The following is an 18,564-nucleotide window of genomic DNA, read 5'->3' on the forward strand; positions in this document are numbered from 1 at the left end:
CTCAGCTTCGCTTCGTGGAGAGGGGGAGAAGAGAGAAGATAAGTTGTTCAACGCTCTTTCTCCCCCCTCTCCACGCAGCATTGCGGAGCAATGCGAAGTTGGAGAGGGGGGTCGGGGGGGTGAGGTGCGAGAGCGTGACAGCGCCATATAGGTCTACGCTTCTGCCCCCCATACCCCCCGAATGACCTTCTCCAAATTCCTCGTCGAACCACACAAATTCCCATTTCAGTCGCGCCGCGAGAGGTGTAAGCTCCGTGGATCATGCGTCCCCGTAGCGCTCTTTCGTTGATCTTCGCGTTCGCCCTTTCCCAAGCCGTCATGAGTTGCGGGCCGGGTCCGACGATCGTATCGGGGCCGCAGTCCGCTTCCTTTGGCGAACCTGGTGGAAAAGCACAGGCACCGCCAGCCGCGATTCCCGTCGTCGATGTGCGTTGGGAAGAACAGCCCGTCGAAGTGCGATTGGCCGTTGCGACGAGCGAACGTGCAGCACCGGCAACGCTCACGTCACCCGATGGCGTGGGTCTCGAAATCGCGTCGATGGCAGTTTCGGGTGTCGTCCAAGACCCGCTGGCGTTTACTGAATTACGGTTTACGTTCAAAAACCCCGATGCTCGTACGATCGAAGGGCGATTCGAGGTCGTATTGCCTCCAGGCGCGACGATCAGCCGTTTTGCCATGCGTAATGCGGACGGTTGGCAAGAAGGCGAAGTCGTGGAGCAACAAGCGGCACGTGCAGCGTACGAAGATTTTTTGCATCGACGAGCGGATCCGGCGTTGCTCGAAAAACAAGCGGGCAATCGTTTTCAGGCGCGGGTTTTCCCCATTCCAGCATCCGGCGAAAAAGAGATCATTCTTTCGTATTCACAAAAATTGTCATCGGGCGCAGATCCGTACCGGGTACACCTGCGAGGACTCCCGTCCGTCAAGCAATTCGATTTACGTGTCATCGATGGGCGAGCTCTGGCGAAACGCAAAGCGTTTACGTCGCGCCAGGCCAATTTCAAACCCGATCGCGATTTCGTTCTGCCGATCGGAACCGACAAATCGCTTGCCGTGGGACTTCGTCACGAAGAATTGGCGGTAGCTCGAGTGACCCCGGTGGCCGAAGATCGCCCGGATCCGGTGCATGATTTGCTCGTGCTGCTCGATACGAGCGCTTCCCGTGCGCTCGATTTGAAAACGCAGGCAAATCAATTGGCGGCGCTATTGGCGGCCATGCCCGACGACATATCCAGTGACATGTCGCTTGCCGTTGCGTGCTTCGATCAGGAGCTCGAACCGATTTACGTAGGTTCCAGAAGAAATTTTGGTGCCAAAGAAATCGAGGCCATTCTGAAGCGCAAAGCGCTCGGTGCATCCGATTTGGGTTTGGCGCTCGAGAGCGCCGCGAGTTTTGTAAAAAAACAAAGCGGCAAGTTTACTCGCGTATTGCTATTTACCGATGGCATTCCGACGGCCGGTGCCGTGGAAGCGGTCGATATTGCCAAAGAGCTCCAAGACCTGCGTGATGCCGGGGTTCGGCGCATCGATGCGGTCGTGGCTGGGGGCATTCGTGACGAAAACCTCCTTCGCAAATTGACGAAAGGCACGTTGCCGAAGGACGGTATCGTGCTCGATGCGGACTTGCCTTCGAGTGAAATGGCCAGTCGATTGAATCGGGCCACGGTATCGAATTTGAGGGTACGGGTTCCCGGCGCGAAATTCGTATGGCCGGAAAAACTGGACGGCATGCTGCCGCGTGACGAAGCGCTGGTATTCGCCGAGCTTCCCAAGGGGGCACCTTTCGAGGTCGAAATCGAGGGGCCGAGTGGCAAGGTGAAACGTGTCGTCGCGACCGAATTTGCTGAAAAGCCGCTGCTCGAACGCGCCATCGTGGGCGCGCGTATCGAGAGGCTCACGGACGAACGCGACGCAACGGACAAGGAAGAACGACGCGCTGAGATTGCGCGTGAAATCGTTTCACTTTCGACGCAGTTCCGCGTGCTGTCCGATTTCACGGCATTGCTCGTGCTGGAAAGCGACCAGGATTACGCGCGGTTTGGCATCGACCGCCGAGCGCTCGCGGACATTCTCGTGGTGGGTCCCGCAGGGATCGAATTGCAAAAGCGTACGGCGGGACCGGTTGCGATTGCTCAGCCGAGTCCCGTGGAAGACCGCAAATTGCCCAAGGAAAAAGAGAAGGGCGGGGATAAAAAAGCCGATATGGCCGGTGGTGCTGCGCCAGGCAATGCAGCTCCGTCGACACCGCCGGCCGATACGGCATTGGAGGCTCCGCCGCCTCCGGCGCAAGCGGCACTTTCGCGTGACGAATTGAGGGAGGAGGCGCGGCCGGCGCCCATGGCCGAGCCGGAGCCCGAAGCTCCGCGTCCAGCACCGCGTCCGGCTGCGACGGCGATGGCGCCGCGCCCGCCGTCTAAAGCGGGAGCGCCGGCGACGAAACCATCCCAAGCCGCATCGGGAGGTGGCTCAACGGCGTCCTCGCGTCCCTGGCGTCCACCGCCGCCACCACCACCGCCGCCACCGCGTCGAATCGTCGAACGAGAGCAATTCGAGGACGACGACAATGACGGGGATGACGAGGATAGTCCGCAAGATACGGGCGTCGCGCCGTACGAAGGCAAATTCGCCAATGTCATGGCGCTCATTGAGAAGAAACGCACGGCGGACGCGATTGCATTTGCCTCGGATTACCGTGACGCCGATCCGGGCGACGCATTGGCGCTCGTGGCGCTCGGAGAAGCGTTCGAAGCGGCGGGGGACAAGGATCAAGCCGCGCGAGCGTTTGGTTCGATCATTGATTTGTTTCCCGGTCGAGCGGATTTGCGTCGCTTTGCGGGCGCTCGATTGGAACGTTTTGCCAAACCTGGAGATGCAGCGCATTGGCTCGTGGTCGATACCTACCGAAAAGCCGTGGCGTCGCGGCCCGATCATCCGTCGGGTGCACGCATGCTCGCGTACGCGCTCGCCCGCGCGGGATACTTCGAAGAAGCGCTCGATACGGTCATTGCAGCGTTCGTTCGGCGTTATCCGAGCGGCCGGTTTGCGGGCGTGCGGCGCGTGCTTTCGGATGACGTGGGCATATTGGCCGCGGCATTCGTCAAAGCAAGGCCCGAGCGGCGGGCGGAAGTGGAAAAGCGGCTCGCCGAAATCGGTGCACGCATATCGAACAAACCGTCGCTGCGGTTTGTCTTGGTATGGGAAACCGACGCCAACGACGTCGATTTCCACATTCGCGACGGACGCGGTGGACATGCCTATTACAGCAGGCGAAAGCTACGTTCTGGCGGCGAGCTGTATGCCGATGTGACGACGGGGTACGGGCCGGAATGTTTTGCCATCGATGGACGGGCAACGGCATATCCGTACCGCTTGCAGGCGCATTATTATTCGCGCGGCCCGATGGGTTATGGCATGGGCAAGCTGCAAATCGTCGAGCACGACGGAGCAGGCACCATCAAGCTCGAGGAGCGACCGTTCGTCGTGATGACCGATCGGGCGTTCGTCAATTTGGGTGTGGTCACGGGACCGCTCAAGGCGCAGTGAATCAAACTCGCAAAAACAAGGACACGCTACCCATGTTGGGCCAAACGTGTTTTACTGGGCCGCCGGACAAACCGTGCCCAAGAGGAGCGACGCTGTGGGGATCGTAACGTACGACAAAACGGGTGAACGAGTCAAACTGTCGGATGCATCCGAGGATCCGCCGAAGCATGTTTCGCGGGACGAGGCGCAAAAGGAGCTCGCCGACCTTGGGGATGAGCTTTTCACGTTGCAGGATTTGCTCTGGGGCGCGCGTACGCACGCGGTGCTCGTCGTGCTGCAAGGGCGCGATACCGCGGGAAAAGATGGCGCCATCAAACACGTCGCCGGTTTTTTGAACCCGCGCGGTGTGCACGTGACGTCGTTCGGCGTTCCCACGTCGGAAGAGCGGGAGCACGATTTCTTGTGGCGTATTCATCGAAATACGCCGCGTCTCGGCGAATTCGCCATTTTTAATCGATCGCATTACGAAGACGTACTCGTCGTACGTGTTCACGACTTGGCGCCCAAAGAAATCTGGGGCGAACGATTCGGGCACATTCGCGACTTCGAAGAATTGCTCGTCGAGCATCGCACCATCGTGCTGAAGTTTTTCCTGCACATCAGCAAAGACGAGCAAAAAAAGCGGCTGCTCGAACGGGAACAAGATCCACGCACCGCCTGGAAGCTCAACGCCGGCGACTGGCAAGAACGCGAGCTGTGGGACGAGTACACCGAAGCGTACGAAGATGCCATTTCCCGCACGGCCACCAAACGTGCCCCGTGGAGGATCGTTCCAGCGGACGCGAAATGGTATCGCAATCTCGTCATCGCGCGCGCGATCGTCGAAGAATTGCGTCCGTACAAAAAGATTTGGCAGGAAAAACTCGACCGGGTTGGAGCCGATAAAAAAGCGGAGCTCGACGCATATCGCAAGAGCAGGGGGTGACGTTGAACGAGCCGCATCAACGGAAGACGAATATGAATAAGAATGACCTTCTTTTCAGTAGGCTTCGCGTAGCCGCGTGTGTTCTTGCTTTGAGCATGTCGGGTTGCGACGATACTCCTGTAACGTGCGAAAGCTCGAAGTCCGGGGATGCCGCGGCATTTCTGGCCGTGGAGGGCTTGACCATACAGCACTCCCTCTCCAAAAAGTCAGGGAATCCCGTGGACCTGACCAATCTGCTCGTCGAATTGGTCGATCCCGCGTCGTTCGCTGATCCCGCGACCGAAAAGCCGCTTGCGTCGCAAAAGCTCGACACGTCCACATTGGGCGGGTCACCCGCCTCTTGGAGCTTCACGAGCGTCGATTTGCTCGACACGACGAACACACTGCTCGCATCCATCAAAGATGGGCGGACGGAAAATCCGCTTTGGGTAACGACATACGCGAACGTTGCCGATGCCGCGAGGCTCGATGAATTACGCGCATCGAATGGTGCGATCGCCGATGTGCGCACCTTTGCGCTGACACGCGACGCGATTGACGCCGTGGTGGCTCCCGTGCTGGGGCAATCTGGCGGCGACGTATTGGCACGCGGCGTATTGATCGGTATCGTCGTCGATCCGGCCGATGCCTGCGGCGACCCGCAACCGGCCGTTTCCGATTGCACCGTGACGACGGATCGCCAGGATGTCACGATTTCGTATCCCGATAGCAGAGTCGAGGGGCTCACGGACGAGACGGCGAATCAGGGCATGTTCTTCGCCGTTCCGAATGCGGTAGGCATGGCTTCCACGGCGAACTTTACCATTACGGCGGGCAGTTTCGATTCTCGTGAGTGGGCCACAACGTCGGCATGGATCGTCCCCGGCAGAGTGACCATTCAATTGTTCGTCGCGAAATAGGTGGGACGAATGTTTCGGTCCCCAACAACCCGCCGCCCGAGTTCGCTAGCGACATGAACGATGAGCTTGTCACTCGCATCAGTTGGGGTACACTTGGACAACCATGACTGCTCTCGCACGCAAGCTGCTCGATCAGGCACTCGACCTTCCCGATGATGAACGTCTTGCGATCGCGTCGGCCCTCCTCGAGAGCGTCGAGGGAGAAGTGGATCCAGGTTGGGAAGAGGCGTGGGTAAAAGAGGCTCAACGACGTGATGCAATGGCCAGGGCGTCTGGCGAGCCGCTGGCCGAATGGTCGGAGGTGCGCGAGCGCGTCCTCCGACGTCTTGCAACTCGATGAAGCTCTCTGTCCAATTTCTACCCCAGGCGGAGGTGGAAATGATGGAAGCTGCGGCGTTTTACGAAGCGCGTCGCGAAGGGCTTGGGGTGGAGTTCGTCGAGTCGATAGAGCGTACGATTAACGAAATTCTCGACATGCCGAATGCTGGTGCCCCTGCGCCAGCGATCCGCGCTTTCGTCAACGTCTGGTGCGTCGATTCCCGTACAGAATCATGTACCAGGTAATGACGGGGCGAATCGAAATTGCCGCCATCATGCACACGAGCCGTCGACCAGATTACTGGCTTGGTCGACGTCGGTCGTGATTTCAGTGCGATAACCGCAACGATGGCTGTCGTCAACGGCCATTGCGCCGCGCAAAGAGTAGGCGCATTGAGGACTCTACTTCCCCGCCAAATCCACTTCGACCATTTCGTTTGGCCCCGTCACGCTCCCATACTTGTTGTCGACGACCAGCATCGCTCGGCGATCGTCCAGCCAAACCACACCCTCGAAATTGCGTTTGCCCCCATTGGCATACGGAAACAAATCCATCACCACACGCGCCGTCCGCGGTGCTTCCTCCGCCGCGCCACCGAGCGGCACTGTAAACGACAAGAGGCGCGAAACCTCGAAATGCCGCTCGATCGCAAGCACCTCGATGGCGCCGTCTTTTTCACGGCAATCGAGCCCCGCGATTTTTCCCGTTGTGGTCGTCAGCGTCAATCGATACGCCGTCACTTCGCCCGTCTGTTCGTCGATTCTCGCAATCGCCGCGAACCGCTCATCGTTCTTGCCCGATAACGGGTTTTCGATCGCCGCGATCAATTTACCGCCCGCTGCGCAAAGCCCCTCGACACCACGCTTGTCATCGCATTCCGCACCCCATGCGCGTAGCGGCATCGCAATGTCGCGAACGACCTTCGCCCCATCCCCCTCGCGCTCCACGACGAGCACATGCTCGCTGCCGTCTTTGCATCCTCCCTCGGTGCCAATCGCGAAGCGACCTTTGCCGAGCCACGCGAGCGACTCGAATTCGACGCCCTCGGGCACGCCACTCACGCGATACCGATGCTGCTCGGCACCGCCCGCGGAAAGCTCGACGAGCACGCGTATATCCTCGGGGACGGCAAACAGCGAGCTTGCGTCATCGCGGGCTAGCCCGGACAAACCTGGCAGATCGAGCACCTGCACGTTCACGATGCGCCCGCCCGAAGGCATCGCCGTGTCGGGCTTGCGCGAACACCCAGCGAGCAGACAAACGCACGAAAACGCGAAGATCGACGCGGCCTTTCGAGTGGTCATGGGCAAACGATATCATGAAACGCGCCTGCGCCGCATGCGCCAAAACGCAAGCGTTGCCAAGCTCAAAAACGCCATTCCATCATCACCGCTGCGCCCTGCACGACACGAACATCCACCCACGGCCGAAGGCGGTCCATTCGAGCTGCCGCCGGCTCCTGCGGCTCCACCGCCTCCGCTGCTGCTCGACGAGCTCGCTTCGACACACGATGTCGCGTTGACCAAGTCGCTCAGGGCCGGCCACTCGGACGCGCATATCGGCAATGGACACGAAACGGGGCCACAGACGTCCGAAAGCAGGGCCAAAGGCTTGAACGTCGCGCCCTCCGTTACGGACAAACCCACGGAAAAACCATCGAGCACTTGTTCCGTGCAAGCATAAATGCCCGCATCCGCCCAGCGCAAGCAACGTGCATGCAAAAGCGACGTTTGCTCGAATGCCCAATTCGGCACGGGCGTTCGCCAAACGCCGTCTTTTTCTCCGCCGAGGACGAGCGTTTTACCGTCGGGCGAAAGGGCCAAGCCCAGAAGCGCTCCTTCGCCCGAAAAGATTTCTTGCCACGTTGCGCCCCCATTTTCCGTAACGAAAAGGCGCCCGGGAATTCCATCGAGCCGTACGTAGAGGCGATCCACATTTTGCGGATCCACCGCGCCGATGAATGGAGCATGCTCGTCATCGCTGAAAGGAACGTCCCATGTGTCGTACGAATTTCCGCTGTCGAGCGAGCGCAAAACGACGCCTCGAGGCATCGGGCCGCCGACGACGCCGCTCACGTATACGATCGAGGGATCCGATGGAGCAAGGTCGACGGTGAGCCCGCGGAGGTTTTCCGAAAAAACGTTACCGATTTGAATGAACGACGAGCCTCCGTCTTCGGTCAAAAAAAGGCGTGTATCGAAGGTGGCTCCAAGTGGAATGGACGTCAATACGACCGCGCGAGCTGGGTTTTTCTTACCCACCGCAAGGTCGGCGACGAATTTGCCTTCGAGCGACGCAACGCGCGAAAATTGGCAAGCATCGGGGGTCGATATGGACAAACCATCGGCCAAGCCGACCAAAATGGCGCCGCCTGCCGTGATACCGATGGGCGGATCCCAGATTCCGCTGAACCCCATCGCGCTTTCGCAGATCCAATCCCATCGGCTGCCGCCATCATGCGTCACGAGTAGCCCGTAGGTCGCTCGCAAAACGATATGCGCCGGATCCGCTGGGTCGACCTCCACGTGCCCCGCCGAAGGAAATCGACCATTGGCATGTGCACATGGAGCCCAAGACAAACACCCCAGCATACCCAGGGCAAAACAAAGCCGCTTCATGGCAAACAATGTCCCTGCGTGCAATATAGCCCCGCGGCGCAATCGTCATCAATGAAGCAATGCCAGCCCTCGGGACATTTCATAGCGCACGGCCCGCCGCAATCCGGGTCGGTTTCGCCTTGATTCGTATACCCGTCGCTGCACGTGGGCAAACACGTGAGCGTCATCGGATCGCACAAACCTCCGCGGCAATCGCCGTCGATGAAGCACGGATAAAGTGGTGGACACTTGTTCGCACAAGACCCACCACAATCCCAGCTCGACTCGTCCCCATTGTGAATACCATCGAAACACGATGGTTCGCCGCATACCGTACTTCCCGCGGGACCTTCGCACTTTTTGCTCGCGCATTCTTCGGCGGCCGTGCATGGAGTCCCCGTGGGGCAACCCGTGGGACAGGTGGCGCCGCAATCGACGCCCACTTCGCTGCCATTTTGAACGCCGTCTTCGCACGTCGGAACGGCGCAAATGCCCTCTACGCAAGAATGACTCACGCAATCGCTGCCAGCGCCGCACGCAAGGCCGGTGCTGCACGGCATACAATCGCTTCCGCCGCAATCGGCATCGGTTTCGGCCCCGTTCTTCACGCCATCGGTGCACGTGGGAACCGGCACGCATATGCTCGCATTGCAAAGCCCCGACGCACAATCCGCGTCGATGCCGCAATTTGCACCAAGGCCGCACGGCACGCAATCAGGCCCGCCGCAATCGACGTCCGTTTCGCTTCCATTGACGATGCCATCCGTACACGTGGGCGCGCACGTGCCCGCGTCGCACAATCCGCCCACGCAATCGGTATCTGCGATGCATTCGGCGCCTGGTCCGCAATGCGCTGGACACGTTCCACCGCAATCGATATCGGATTCATTGCCATTTTTGATGTCGTCGCTACACGTGGGCGGGATGCATGTACGATCCGCGCCGCATTTCTTGCTCGCGCAATGTTCGCTTGCCGTACATTCGACGCATTGCCCCTTGCCATTGCACGCGTGGCCGCCGTTTTCGGCACACGGAGCGCCAATCGGTTCGTTGTCGAATCCGCAAAGCCCGTCTGCAAAACACCGAGGTTTGCCGCAATCGCTCACGGTGCCCGGGCAATCGCCTTCCCCGCGACATTCAGCGCTTCCACCGCCGCCAGCTCCCCCGCCCGATGACGCAGACGAGGAACTGGCGGACGACGAGGATGACGAGGAGGCATTGCTGGACGAACCACCCGCACCTGCTGAAATGCGGTTTTCGTCGATATCGGCGAGGAGTGCGCAACCGAATGCGGCGCCACTGCCGACGACGAATCCGAGCGTGGTAAGGAGGCGGGCGAAATTCGAAAAAGCCATCGAAGCCGCCTCAGCTTACCACGCCCGCGACGAACTACCACGCTTTCACGTGCCGACGTTCTTTGATTTCTTGCCCGAGCATCTCGAGGAAGCCCGCAAGCGGCATGGCCTTCTGTTCCTTGATGCCGTACCGGCGCACGGTGACCGTTTGCTCCGCCTCTTCTTTGCCACCGACGACGAGCAAAATGGGAACCTTACGCGTCGCGCCTTCCTGGATTTTCTTGCCCATCGTCGCCGGGCTCGTATCGAGCTCCACGCGTACCAATTCTTCGCGAAGCTGTGCCTCGATTTTCTTGCCGTACGCCAAAAACTTGTCGCTGACGGGGATCACCACGACCTGCACCGGCGCCAGCCACGTCGGGAATGCCCCACCGTAATGCTCGATGAGAAACGCCACGAATCGTTCGTGCGTTCCGAGCGGCGCGCGATGGATGCAATAAGGCGTTTTTTCCTTGCCGTCGCGGTCCGTGTACGACAAATTGAATCGCGGTGGAATGGCAAAATCGAGCTGGTTCGTCGATAGCGTGAATTCACGCCCGGTCACCGTGACGAATTGAAAGTCCACCTTCGGCCCGTAAAACGCTCCATCTCCAGGCGAAACCCTGTAATGAGCGCCCACTTCTTCCAATGCCTCGGTCACGAGCCGCTCGGATAGCGTCCACGATTCCGGATCGTCCACGTATTTGCCGGCTCGTTTCGGATCCTGCGGATCCCACGACGAAAGCCGCATGTAGTAGTTCGTGAAGCCGAACAAGTCGTAGTACCGCCGATGCAGCTCCAACACCGCCTTGAATTCGTCCTTCAGTTGATCGGGCGTCACGTAAATGTGCGCGTCGTTCATGCACATACCTCGCACGCGCGTCAGCCCCTGAAGCTGCCCAGCTCGCTCGAATCGATACACGCTGCCATATTCGGCATAACGCAGCGGCAAATCCCGATAGGAATGTTTTTCCGACGCATACACCATGTGATGATGCGGGCAGTTCATCGGCTTCAGGTAATACGATTCCTGCGGTCCGCCGGCACCTTTGCCCTCTTCGTCGATCACCATCGGCGGATACATTCCATCCTCGTAAAGCGGAATGTGCCCCGACGTCTCGTACAGACCACGCTTCGTAATGTGCGGCGTCGCGATCTTCTTGTATCCGGCGCGGAATTCCATTTCATGCGCCAGCTTCTCGAGCTCGTGCCGCATCGCCGCACCATTCGGAAGCCACAGCGGCAAACCCTTGCCCACTTCGTCCCGAATCGCGTAAATCCGCAGCTCCTGCCCGAGCTTCCGATGATCCCGCTGCTTCGCTTGCTCGACCGCTGCGACGTATGCTTCGAGCTCCGCCTTCGTGTGAAACGCATAGCCATACACGCGCGTCATCATCGCGTTGCGTTCATCACCGCGCCAATACGCGCCCGCCACCGAGTGCAACTTGAACGCGTCGAGCGGAATGTCGCTCGTCTTGTCGACATGCGGACCTTCGCACATGTCGAGAAATGGACCGTTGGTGTAGAAACTGAGTTGCGAAAGCCCCTGCTTGTTCACGAGCTCCCGAGCGTACTCGGCCTTGAACGGTTCCCCCATCTGCCCTTCGATTCGCCCGAGCGCTGCTTCGACGGGCAAGTCCTCGTGCGCAAAGGCTTGCCCGGACGCGATGATCTCGCGCATCTTCGCCTCGATCGCGGGCAAGTCGGCGTCGTTGATGGGTTTGGGCAAGATGAAGTCGTAGTAGAACCCATCGTCGACCGGGGGGCCGAACCCGAGCTTCGTTCCCGGATAAAGCGTCTGTACCGCCTGCGCCATGACGTGCGAAAGCGAGTGGCGAATGCGAAAGAGCTTCTCGTCCTGGGGTTTGTCTTGGATGACGGGCATGGCCTGATGTCTCTCGGTCGTGGTTTGTCGTGTCCGTGGTCGTCGCCAGGTTCTCGTGACGAACCCGTGCGATGGCTGCGAAACGTGCAATGACGCGCGGCGAAATGCAAGTCTGGAGAAGAAAAAGTAGGTGTTCTACGCCCCGAGGGGTCCCCGATGCGGGGCTCGGTGCGTCACCAACTATGGGTAGAAGCAGAGGCTTCCGCCGGTCGCGCCTTTGGCGGGGATGTTCAGCGCCGGTTCGTCCTCGTCAATGGCGAGGAGGAACGCTACGAGCTGCGCTCGCTTGGTCGCGTCGATGGTGAAGACCTGCGCGAGGGCCGATTGGTGATGGCTCTTGAAGAGCGTATCGTCGAGCAGCTCTTCCAGCGTGCGGGCATTGCCAGCACGGAAGTACGGGGCGCCGACTTGCATGCCGAGCAGCGACGGCGGATTGAATCCGCGGCCGGTGTCGCCATTGCCTTGCGCGACCGTCGTCATGTCGTCTCGGACTTCGAGCACGCCGACTTCGGCAGGAGCGATGCCGAAGGTTCCGACGGGCCTGAGGACGCATTGAATTTGTTCGGCGCCCGGAGGAGCACCAAAACGCATGCGCGCATCCGTCATTGCATTGGCAGGTGGGCTAGCCCAGCGCGATGGTCGAAATACTGCAAACTCAGTATACTGGCTGTTCCGCTACGGTCCTACCGGCTCTTCGAGGGTATTCTTATCGGGTGTGGAATCCACCATGCACAGGCATGACATGCACCCACCGAAGGTCACGACGACGAGCCCCAAAATGGCGATCAGCGCAATCGTCGACGGGTGCATTTTGTTTTTTGCAGGCGCTTGGGGCGCCATCGCTTGCCCCGGATACGCTCCCTGACCCGGGTATTGTGCCATTTGCGGATGCATGGGAGCGGGCCCTTGCTGGCCATAGCCTTGATGAGGCGTTTGTCCCGGCGCTCCATAACTTTGCATGGGGGTTTGTCCCTGTGGAGTGTACATGGAAGGCGCGTGCGATTGCGGCGTTGCGCCGATGGTCGGCGCCGACGTATATCCCGGACCATACGCCGTTGGCATTGCCCCAGATCCTGCCGGATTCACGACCGCGCTCTGCGGCTGCGGGACCGGCGCGACACCCGTGATCCGACCAATTCGCTCCGCCGATAACCGTCCCGATACCGGTGCGAATCGAACGAGCGCCGCGGCAAATTCGCCCACGTTTGCAAATCGCCTGCTTGCATCCTTTTCGAGGCACTTGGCAATGATGGCTTCGAGCTCGGGAGGAGCATCGGGTCGCGTGCTGCGTAAAGATTCTGGCGGGCTCGACAAAATGGCGGCATAGACCTCGGGCACCGTCGACCCTTGAAATGCAAGCCTTCCCGTCAAGAGTTCGTGCAGAATGACTCCGAGCGCCCATATGTCGGTCCGAGCATCCACGTGTTTCGACGACCGTAATTGCTCGGGAGCCATGTATCCCGGCGTCCCCAGGACGCTCGACGTTTGCGTCAAGTTTTGGGCGGCTGGTTGATCACCGGCCAGCGCGGCTTTCGATATGCCGAAATCGAGCACTTTCACGCATGTCGATCCATCCGCGCGCCGAGTCAAATACAAATTGGCAGGTTTTAGATCTCGATGAACGATCCCGGCCACGTGCGCTTCCGCGAGCGCTTCACAAGCCTGGAGCAAGTAGTCGACCGCCTCTTCGATTCCAAGCGGTCCGCGTTGACGCACATACTTCGATAGGTCCGACCCTTCGAGGTATTCCATGACCATGTATGGTTCGCCCGAATCGAGCGCGCCGACGTCGAGCACGCGCGCGACATGCTCGCTCTGAATGCGACTTGCACTGCGCGCTTCGTTTCCAAATCTGGCGACGATGTCTGCGTGCGTCAATGCGTCGGGCTTCAGTAGCTTGATGGCCACCATGCGCCCGAGATGCAGGTGATGCGCGGCGAGCACGATGCCCATTCCACCTTCACCGAGCACCCGCTCGATACGAAACTTGCCTGCGACGACGGTGCCCGGTTGGAGGGTAGCCATGGCGGCGCAGTGTTTCACGAAACGGGATGGATTGGCAAGGTCAATGCCGGAGCGTCTTTCCCCGCATGCGATGTTGTCCTACGCTCGGCCTCATGGAGCGAAGTTACGCTATGGGTTTGATTGCAATGTGTGTTACGGATCCTGCATTTCCGCCACGTCTTTCGTCGCGGCATCCATCCAAACGCGCAATTCCGTTTCGGTGGTCGGCACGTCGTCACCCCAAAGCCGCACGGTTCCGTCTTGACCTGCCGAAATGAGCGCTCGGCCATCGGGCGCGAAAACGATGGAAGAAACGGCGCCGGTATGCCCCACGAGCGCTCGATCTTCGCGGCTATCCAAATCCCAAAGCCTCATTTGGCCGTCGACACTGGCCGTGGCAACGCGTTTTCCGTCGGGCGCAACCGATGCGCTCACGACCATACGATCGTGCCCGCGGAGCACGCGTAACGTCTTTCCCGTTTCAAAGTCCCATATGCGAACGGATGGTTCGAATCCAAGCGATACGAATCGTTTGCCATCAGGAAAAAACGCAATTTTCGTGACGCCATTGCCACTTGCATCAATGACGCGATTCGTGCCTGCTTCGAGGTCCCACAGGCGAATCGTATGGTCCATGCTTCCCGCAGCCAATGTCTTGCCGTCCGGCGAATAGGTCAATGCCCGAATGCCTCGCTCGGCCTTGCCCAACAACTTCACTTCCCGCGGAGCGAGCTTGATCAATTGCACGCTGGTGTCGTCACTTCCCGTTGCCAGCGTTTGCCCATCAGGTGAAAATACGAGCGCCTCGACATTTTTTTCGTGTTCGAAGACGATCTCGAACGTGCTCGTCGACAGATCCCAAAGTCGAACTTTCTTGTCCACGCCGCCCGTTGCAATGAATTTGCCATCCGGGGAAATGGCCATTCGATGCGCGTTGCCTCGGAACGCACGCAGAATGGTCGGCAGCTCGCCCGAAAGCGGAATGATACGAACGGTGCCGTCTTCTCCCGACGTGGCGATTTTATTTCCATCGGCGAAGACGCGCACATCGAGCACTCGGCCTTCGTGTTTGGTGAGTATTCGAGGCGCGGCCGCATCGAGGCTGTGCAGCGAAACCGTGCCCAATGCACCCGCCGAGACGATGCGATTGCCATCGGGCAAATACCTCGCCATGACCAGCTCTTCGGCCTGCTCGGTGACGACGCGATCCACGCGCGCGCCCATTCTCCATACGCGCATCGTTTGATCGAATCCCGCCGCTGCGAGGTATTTGCCATCAGGCGAAAACGTGACGCCGTGAAACGCCAGCCAATCTTGAAAACCACCGAGCGTCGTGCGCTGACCATCCGCGACATTCCACACGATGACATTACGATCTTTGCCTCCGACGGCGAGTTGTTTGCCATCGGGGGAAAGCGTCATCGTTTTGATTTCTCCTCCGTACAGGCCCCACACGCGCACGGCGCCCGAAACGACGTCCGTGGATCGCACCGAACGGTCCTTCGAGCCCGAAATCAATGACGCTCCATCGCGCGAAAAGACGAGCGCCGTGACTTCGTCGGTATGCACGCGGAACGCGCGACCTTGGCCTCCCGTCGTGCTCCACAGGCGAATCAATCCATCGACGCTGCCGGTGGCAATCATTCGCGCATCCGCCGAGATGGCAATGCTCGAGCAAACCCCGGATTGTCCAGGAAAAATGTCGTGGCGTCCCGTCGTGACATCCCAAACCACGAGCTTTCCGGCTTCGACGAATGCGAGCAGGCGGCCATCTTCTGAAAATACCGGCCCGCGACTCATTTCGACGCCCAGATTCGTCGCTACGCGCGTTCCTTCTTTCGTCTCGACATTCCACAAAAATATCCCGTCCCCGAGCCCTTGGGACGCGAGCCATTTGCCATCGGCAGAGAAGGTGACGTGAGTCACCCATTGCAAATGACCGCTGAGCACGGAGGACGTGCCTTTGGCGATGTCCCAAAGGCGCACGGCTTTGTCTTTGCCGCCCGTGGCCAATAATTTTCCGTCGGGCGTATAAGCAGCCGCCCAAATTTCGTCGGTGTGGCCCTCGAGCACCGTCGGTTCGCCATATTCGAGCGGCCAAATGCGAACGGTGCGATCGTCGCTTGCCGTGGCAATCGTTTTGCCGTCGGGCGCGAAGACGACCGCATTGATGCCGCCCGTGTGCGCTCGAAACACTTGTCCAATGCCGCGGGACAATGCATCGGCCGCCAGCGTGCGCGCCGCGGGCCACTTCGGGCTCTGCGCGGAAAGCGTCTTCAACCATGCAATGGCTTGGCTCGGGTCTTTGTCCATGAGCGCGCGGGCTTGCGCCAGCGTGAGCTCGTCGGCGCGACGAATGGCGTCGACCTGTTTTTCCCGCGCTTCCTGGCGTTGCATTTCTGCATCCGCACGTTGCCTTTGCGCTTCGGCTTCGCTTGCTTGCGCCCGATTTCGTTCGAGCACGATGCGCCGCACGCTCACCGTACCCATCGTCGTCAAGAGCGCCAGCACGGAAGTGGCCACGACGAGCGCCGTGCGATTACGTCGGACGAATCGCCGCACGAGGTCTTTTCTCGAATATTGATACGCCGCGACAATTTGCCCCGTTTGGAATCGTCGCAAATCTTCCGCCAATTCTTTCGCCGTGCGATACCGCTGATCGACTTCGCGATTCATCGCCTTTTCGACGATGGCGACGAGCTCTTGCGGCAGCCCTTTTTGCCTGTCTCCGAGCGGTTCTGGCGGACTGGCCAAAAGCTTCACCGCCACATCCAGACCGTCCACGCCTTCGAATGGAGGTGCGCCGGCGAGCGCGCGGTACATCAATGCTCCGATGGCATACACGTCCGCGCGTTCGTCGACGGGCTTCGCCAATGCTTGCTCGGGAGGCATGTATGCCGGCGTTCCAACGAAAATTCCTGCAAGGGTCGCTTCATAACGCTTCGAATATTCACTTCGCTCGGTGGACAAGGCTCCGTCTTCATCCGACGCAGTCTTGGGTTCTGCTTCGTTGAGGTCTTTGGCGAGGCCCCAATCAATGACCACAGTTTCGCCGAATTGCCCCACGAGGATATTGGCTGGCTTGAGGTCTCGATGAATGATGCGCCGATCGTGCGCGTAAGCCATTGCGTCGGCGACGGCATACAAATGCGGCAGAAGCGCAAGTTTTTGATCGAGCGTCTCGGCCTCTTTCATGATATCGCCGAGCGGCCGGCCATTGATGAACGTCATGGCGAAAAACGGCTCGCCGCTTGGCCAACAACCCACTTCGTGCACCGATACGATCGATGGGTGTTCGAGTCGCGCGGTCATTCGCGCTTCGCGGATGAATCGTCGCGCAAGCGCTTCGGTCGGCTCGTGCAGCTCCTTGATGGCCACGATGCGATTGAGGCGCATATCGCGCGCTTTGATGATGCGCCCAATACCACCTTCGGCATAAACCCCTTCGCTCTCGTATGCCGACCGAGAAATGATGGGCAACCCTTCTTCTCGTCCAACCTCTTGCCATGAACCTGGTGGCGGTGGTGGCTTCAGCAGTGCCCGTGGGACGCTGGGAACAGCGGACAGCTCGGCATCCGACAGTTCGATCTCTTCCGAGCGTTCTCCTCCGTTCATCGTTTTCGCAGCAGCGCTCTCCGCTGAGGAAGCAGAGGATCCGAGCGCAGAACGGCGGGGAATCGAGGATGTCATGGCGAGCGTACCTCACAGAAACGAACCACCGACCAAGTCGAGACTCGCGGCGCTTCGCTGGTGAACACACTATCAAAATTCGGCCGCAGAGTTAAGTCCGAGGATGTCAATTTTTGCGAAGTTGTCGCTTCGAGGGAATGTGGACGGCCAAACGCCCCGCACGGCAACGTGACGTCGGACTTGTCGTCGTTCGGGGCGGCTCCGTAATCCGCTCCCGTTGCTACCGCCTCCAGTCAATCCAGACGGACTTCCAGTAGTCTCCTTGCTAAATGGCGTTGACTGGCTGTATGGTGCAGGATTGATTGGAGCCTGAATGGCCACGGACCGTCACCTGAATACGCACAGTGGTTCTGCGGTGGAACCACCGCATACCCAACCAGCAAGGGCAACCAACGAAACTGACGAATCACGCAGTTCGGTTGTTCTTGGAGTGTTTGCCCTCACGTGCTGCGGTATGATTGCTCTGCCACTGCTCGTGGTGGACTGGCGGCGAAAGCGCCAAGCAGAACGCAAACGACGTGAGGAGGATGAACGCGCGCGCCAAGCATGGATAGCACAGCAGGAGCATGCACGTGTAATGGCGCTTCAGGCAGAGCACGCACGCCAAATGGCAGAGCAGCAGGCGCACCAAATGGCGGAACAGCAACGTCGCCTGCAAGCGGAGCGTGCGCAGCGAGAGCGGGAGCGCGAAGAAGAGCAGCGCCGTATTTATGTTGAGCAGACGCAACGACAACGCGAGCAGGAGGAAGAGAGACGCCGTATTGAAGCGGAGAAAATTCGTGTAGCGGAAGAGGCCAAGAAGGTTGCGGAGCGTGAGCGTCGAGACGCATTGATACGGCGTTTCGGCGAAAAAGACGCGGCAAAAATCATCCGAGGCGAGCTCTGGCTAGGTGCTACCGCAGAAGCAGTGCTGGAGACTCTGGGCGTTCCTGCAGATTCCGACGAAAAAGTATTAAAAACTAAAAAGAAAGAGACCTGGAAGTATCATTCCACCGGAAAGAATCGATACCGACTGCGAGTTATGCTTGAAAATGGTATCGTGGTCGGGTGGGAGGATAAAAGCTGACCGTACGCCTGTGATAGGCATCAACTTTGTGCGCGAAATCGAGCCCTAAGTCGGAGCTGCCGACCCTACTGGATCCAATTGGGACAATCGTGAGTGTAGAGGGGGCTCGTTTTCAGGAGTAGGGTTATTTGGGGACGGGGTCTTTGGCAACGCGAGTTTCTGGCTCGTCTTTGCGGCGTTCGTCGATTTTGCGACGTTCTTCCTCCCAGTAAGGGCTGCGCTTCCATGCTGGGCGCGCATAAACCTTCCTGCTTGCATCCTCGAGAACATCCATGAGCCAGTTATTTTGCGCCGTCATGTTG

The 18,564-nt window shown here is 59.3% G+C and carries 13 protein-coding genes; 5 read left to right on the top strand and 8 right to left on the bottom strand.

Annotation, left to right across the window (positions count from 1 at the left end):
* Positions 1–261 precede the first annotated feature (261 nt).
* From IPM54_21610 to IPM54_21625, 4 genes are all read left to right on the top strand, one after another.
* Positions 262–3,543, top strand: a complete 3,282-nt coding sequence (locus tag IPM54_21610) for a hypothetical protein (GenBank protein ID MBK9262386.1) — start codon at positions 262–264, stop codon at positions 3,541–3,543.
* A 94-nt stretch (positions 3,544–3,637) separates the two neighbouring features.
* Positions 3,638–4,468: a polyphosphate kinase 2 family protein gene (locus IPM54_21615; protein MBK9262387.1), complete on the top strand. Its 831-nt coding sequence runs from the start codon at positions 3,638–3,640 to the stop codon at positions 4,466–4,468.
* A gap of 32 nt (positions 4,469–4,500) precedes the next feature.
* A complete protein-coding gene (locus IPM54_21620; protein ID MBK9262388.1) occupies positions 4,501–5,367 on the top strand; it encodes a hypothetical protein in 867 nt (288 codons plus the stop codon).
* Positions 5,368–5,470: 103 nt separating this feature from the next.
* On the top strand, positions 5,471–5,707 hold the full coding sequence (locus tag IPM54_21625) for an addiction module protein (GenBank protein ID MBK9262389.1): 237 nt from the start codon (positions 5,471–5,473) through the stop codon (positions 5,705–5,707).
* A 380-nt stretch (positions 5,708–6,087) separates the two neighbouring features.
* Here IPM54_21625 and IPM54_21630 read toward each other — a convergent pair whose 3' ends face one another.
* From IPM54_21630 to IPM54_21660, 7 genes are all read right to left on the bottom strand, one after another.
* Complete coding sequence (locus tag IPM54_21630) at positions 6,088–6,990, bottom strand: esterase-like activity of phytase family protein (GenBank protein MBK9262390.1); 903 nt, start codon at positions 6,988–6,990, stop codon at positions 6,088–6,090.
* Positions 6,991–7,002: 12 nt separating this feature from the next.
* Positions 7,003–8,304 carry a hypothetical protein gene (locus IPM54_21635; GenBank protein MBK9262391.1) on the bottom strand — a complete coding sequence of 434 codons (1,302 nt, stop codon included), beginning with the start codon at positions 8,302–8,304 and terminating at the stop codon, positions 7,003–7,005.
* Positions 8,301–9,638, bottom strand: a complete 1,338-nt coding sequence (locus tag IPM54_21640) for a hypothetical protein (GenBank protein ID MBK9262392.1) — start codon at positions 9,636–9,638, stop codon at positions 8,301–8,303. The genes IPM54_21635 and IPM54_21640 overlap by 4 nt, the downstream gene beginning before the upstream one ends.
* A gap of 34 nt (positions 9,639–9,672) precedes the next feature.
* Entirely contained in the window at positions 9,673–11,502 is a 1,830-nt protein-coding gene (locus tag IPM54_21645; protein MBK9262393.1) for a threonine--tRNA ligase, read from the bottom strand.
* A 180-nt stretch (positions 11,503–11,682) separates the two neighbouring features.
* Positions 11,683–12,093 (bottom strand): hypothetical protein, encoded by a 411-nt coding sequence (locus IPM54_21650; protein MBK9262394.1) that lies wholly within the window; start codon positions 12,091–12,093, stop codon positions 11,683–11,685.
* 84 nt (positions 12,094–12,177) lie between these two features.
* Entirely contained in the window at positions 12,178–13,527 is a 1,350-nt protein-coding gene (locus tag IPM54_21655; GenBank protein ID MBK9262395.1) for a protein kinase, read from the bottom strand.
* A gap of 132 nt (positions 13,528–13,659) precedes the next feature.
* A complete protein-coding gene (locus tag IPM54_21660; GenBank protein ID MBK9262396.1) occupies positions 13,660–17,196 on the bottom strand; it encodes a serine/threonine protein kinase in 3,537 nt (1,178 codons plus the stop codon).
* 313 nt (positions 17,197–17,509) lie between these two features.
* On the opposite strand from IPM54_21660, the gene IPM54_21665 reads away from it, so the two are divergent.
* Positions 17,510–18,262: a hypothetical protein gene (locus IPM54_21665; GenBank protein ID MBK9262397.1), complete on the top strand. Its 753-nt coding sequence runs from the start codon at positions 17,510–17,512 to the stop codon at positions 18,260–18,262.
* Between the two features lie 124 nt (positions 18,263–18,386).
* On the opposite strand, the gene IPM54_21670 is transcribed toward IPM54_21665, so the two are convergent.
* Positions 18,387–18,560, bottom strand: coding sequence for a hypothetical protein (locus IPM54_21670; GenBank protein ID MBK9262398.1), 174 nt, complete (start codon positions 18,558–18,560; stop codon positions 18,387–18,389).
* Between the last annotated feature and the right edge of the window lie 4 nt (positions 18,561–18,564).

The sequence above is a fragment of the Polyangiaceae bacterium genome (assembly GCA_016715885.1).
GTDB lineage: Bacteria > Myxococcota_A > Polyangia > Polyangiales > Polyangiaceae > Polyangium.

Excerpts from the sequence above, each read along its gene's own strand:
- IPM54_21610 (MBK9262386.1), top strand. The coding sequence starts at position 262 with ATGCGTCCCCGTAGCGCTCTTTCGTTGATCTTCGCGTTCGCCCTTTCC.
- IPM54_21620 (MBK9262388.1), top strand. The coding sequence starts at position 4,501 with ATGAATAAGAATGACCTTCTTTTCAGTAGGCTTCGCGTAGCCGCGTGT.
- IPM54_21625 (MBK9262389.1), top strand. The coding sequence starts at position 5,471 with ATGACTGCTCTCGCACGCAAGCTGCTCGATCAGGCACTCGACCTTCCC.
- IPM54_21630 (MBK9262390.1), bottom strand. The coding sequence starts at position 6,990 with ATGACCACTCGAAAGGCCGCGTCGATCTTCGCGTTTTCGTGCGTTTGT.
- IPM54_21635 (MBK9262391.1), bottom strand. The coding sequence starts at position 8,304 with ATGAAGCGGCTTTGTTTTGCCCTGGGTATGCTGGGGTGTTTGTCTTGG.
- IPM54_21640 (MBK9262392.1), bottom strand. The coding sequence starts at position 9,638 with ATGGCTTTTTCGAATTTCGCCCGCCTCCTTACCACGCTCGGATTCGTC.
- IPM54_21645 (MBK9262393.1), bottom strand. The coding sequence starts at position 11,502 with ATGCCCGTCATCCAAGACAAACCCCAGGACGAGAAGCTCTTTCGCATT.
- IPM54_21650 (MBK9262394.1), bottom strand. The coding sequence starts at position 12,093 with ATGCGTTTTGGTGCTCCTCCGGGCGCCGAACAAATTCAATGCGTCCTC.
- IPM54_21655 (MBK9262395.1), bottom strand. The coding sequence starts at position 13,527 with ATGGCTACCCTCCAACCGGGCACCGTCGTCGCAGGCAAGTTTCGTATC.
- IPM54_21660 (MBK9262396.1), bottom strand. The coding sequence starts at position 17,196 with ATGACATCCTCGATTCCCCGCCGTTCTGCGCTCGGATCCTCTGCTTCC.
- IPM54_21665 (MBK9262397.1), top strand. The coding sequence starts at position 17,510 with ATGGCCACGGACCGTCACCTGAATACGCACAGTGGTTCTGCGGTGGAA.
- IPM54_21670 (MBK9262398.1), bottom strand. The coding sequence starts at position 18,560 with ATGACGGCGCAAAATAACTGGCTCATGGATGTTCTCGAGGATGCAAGC.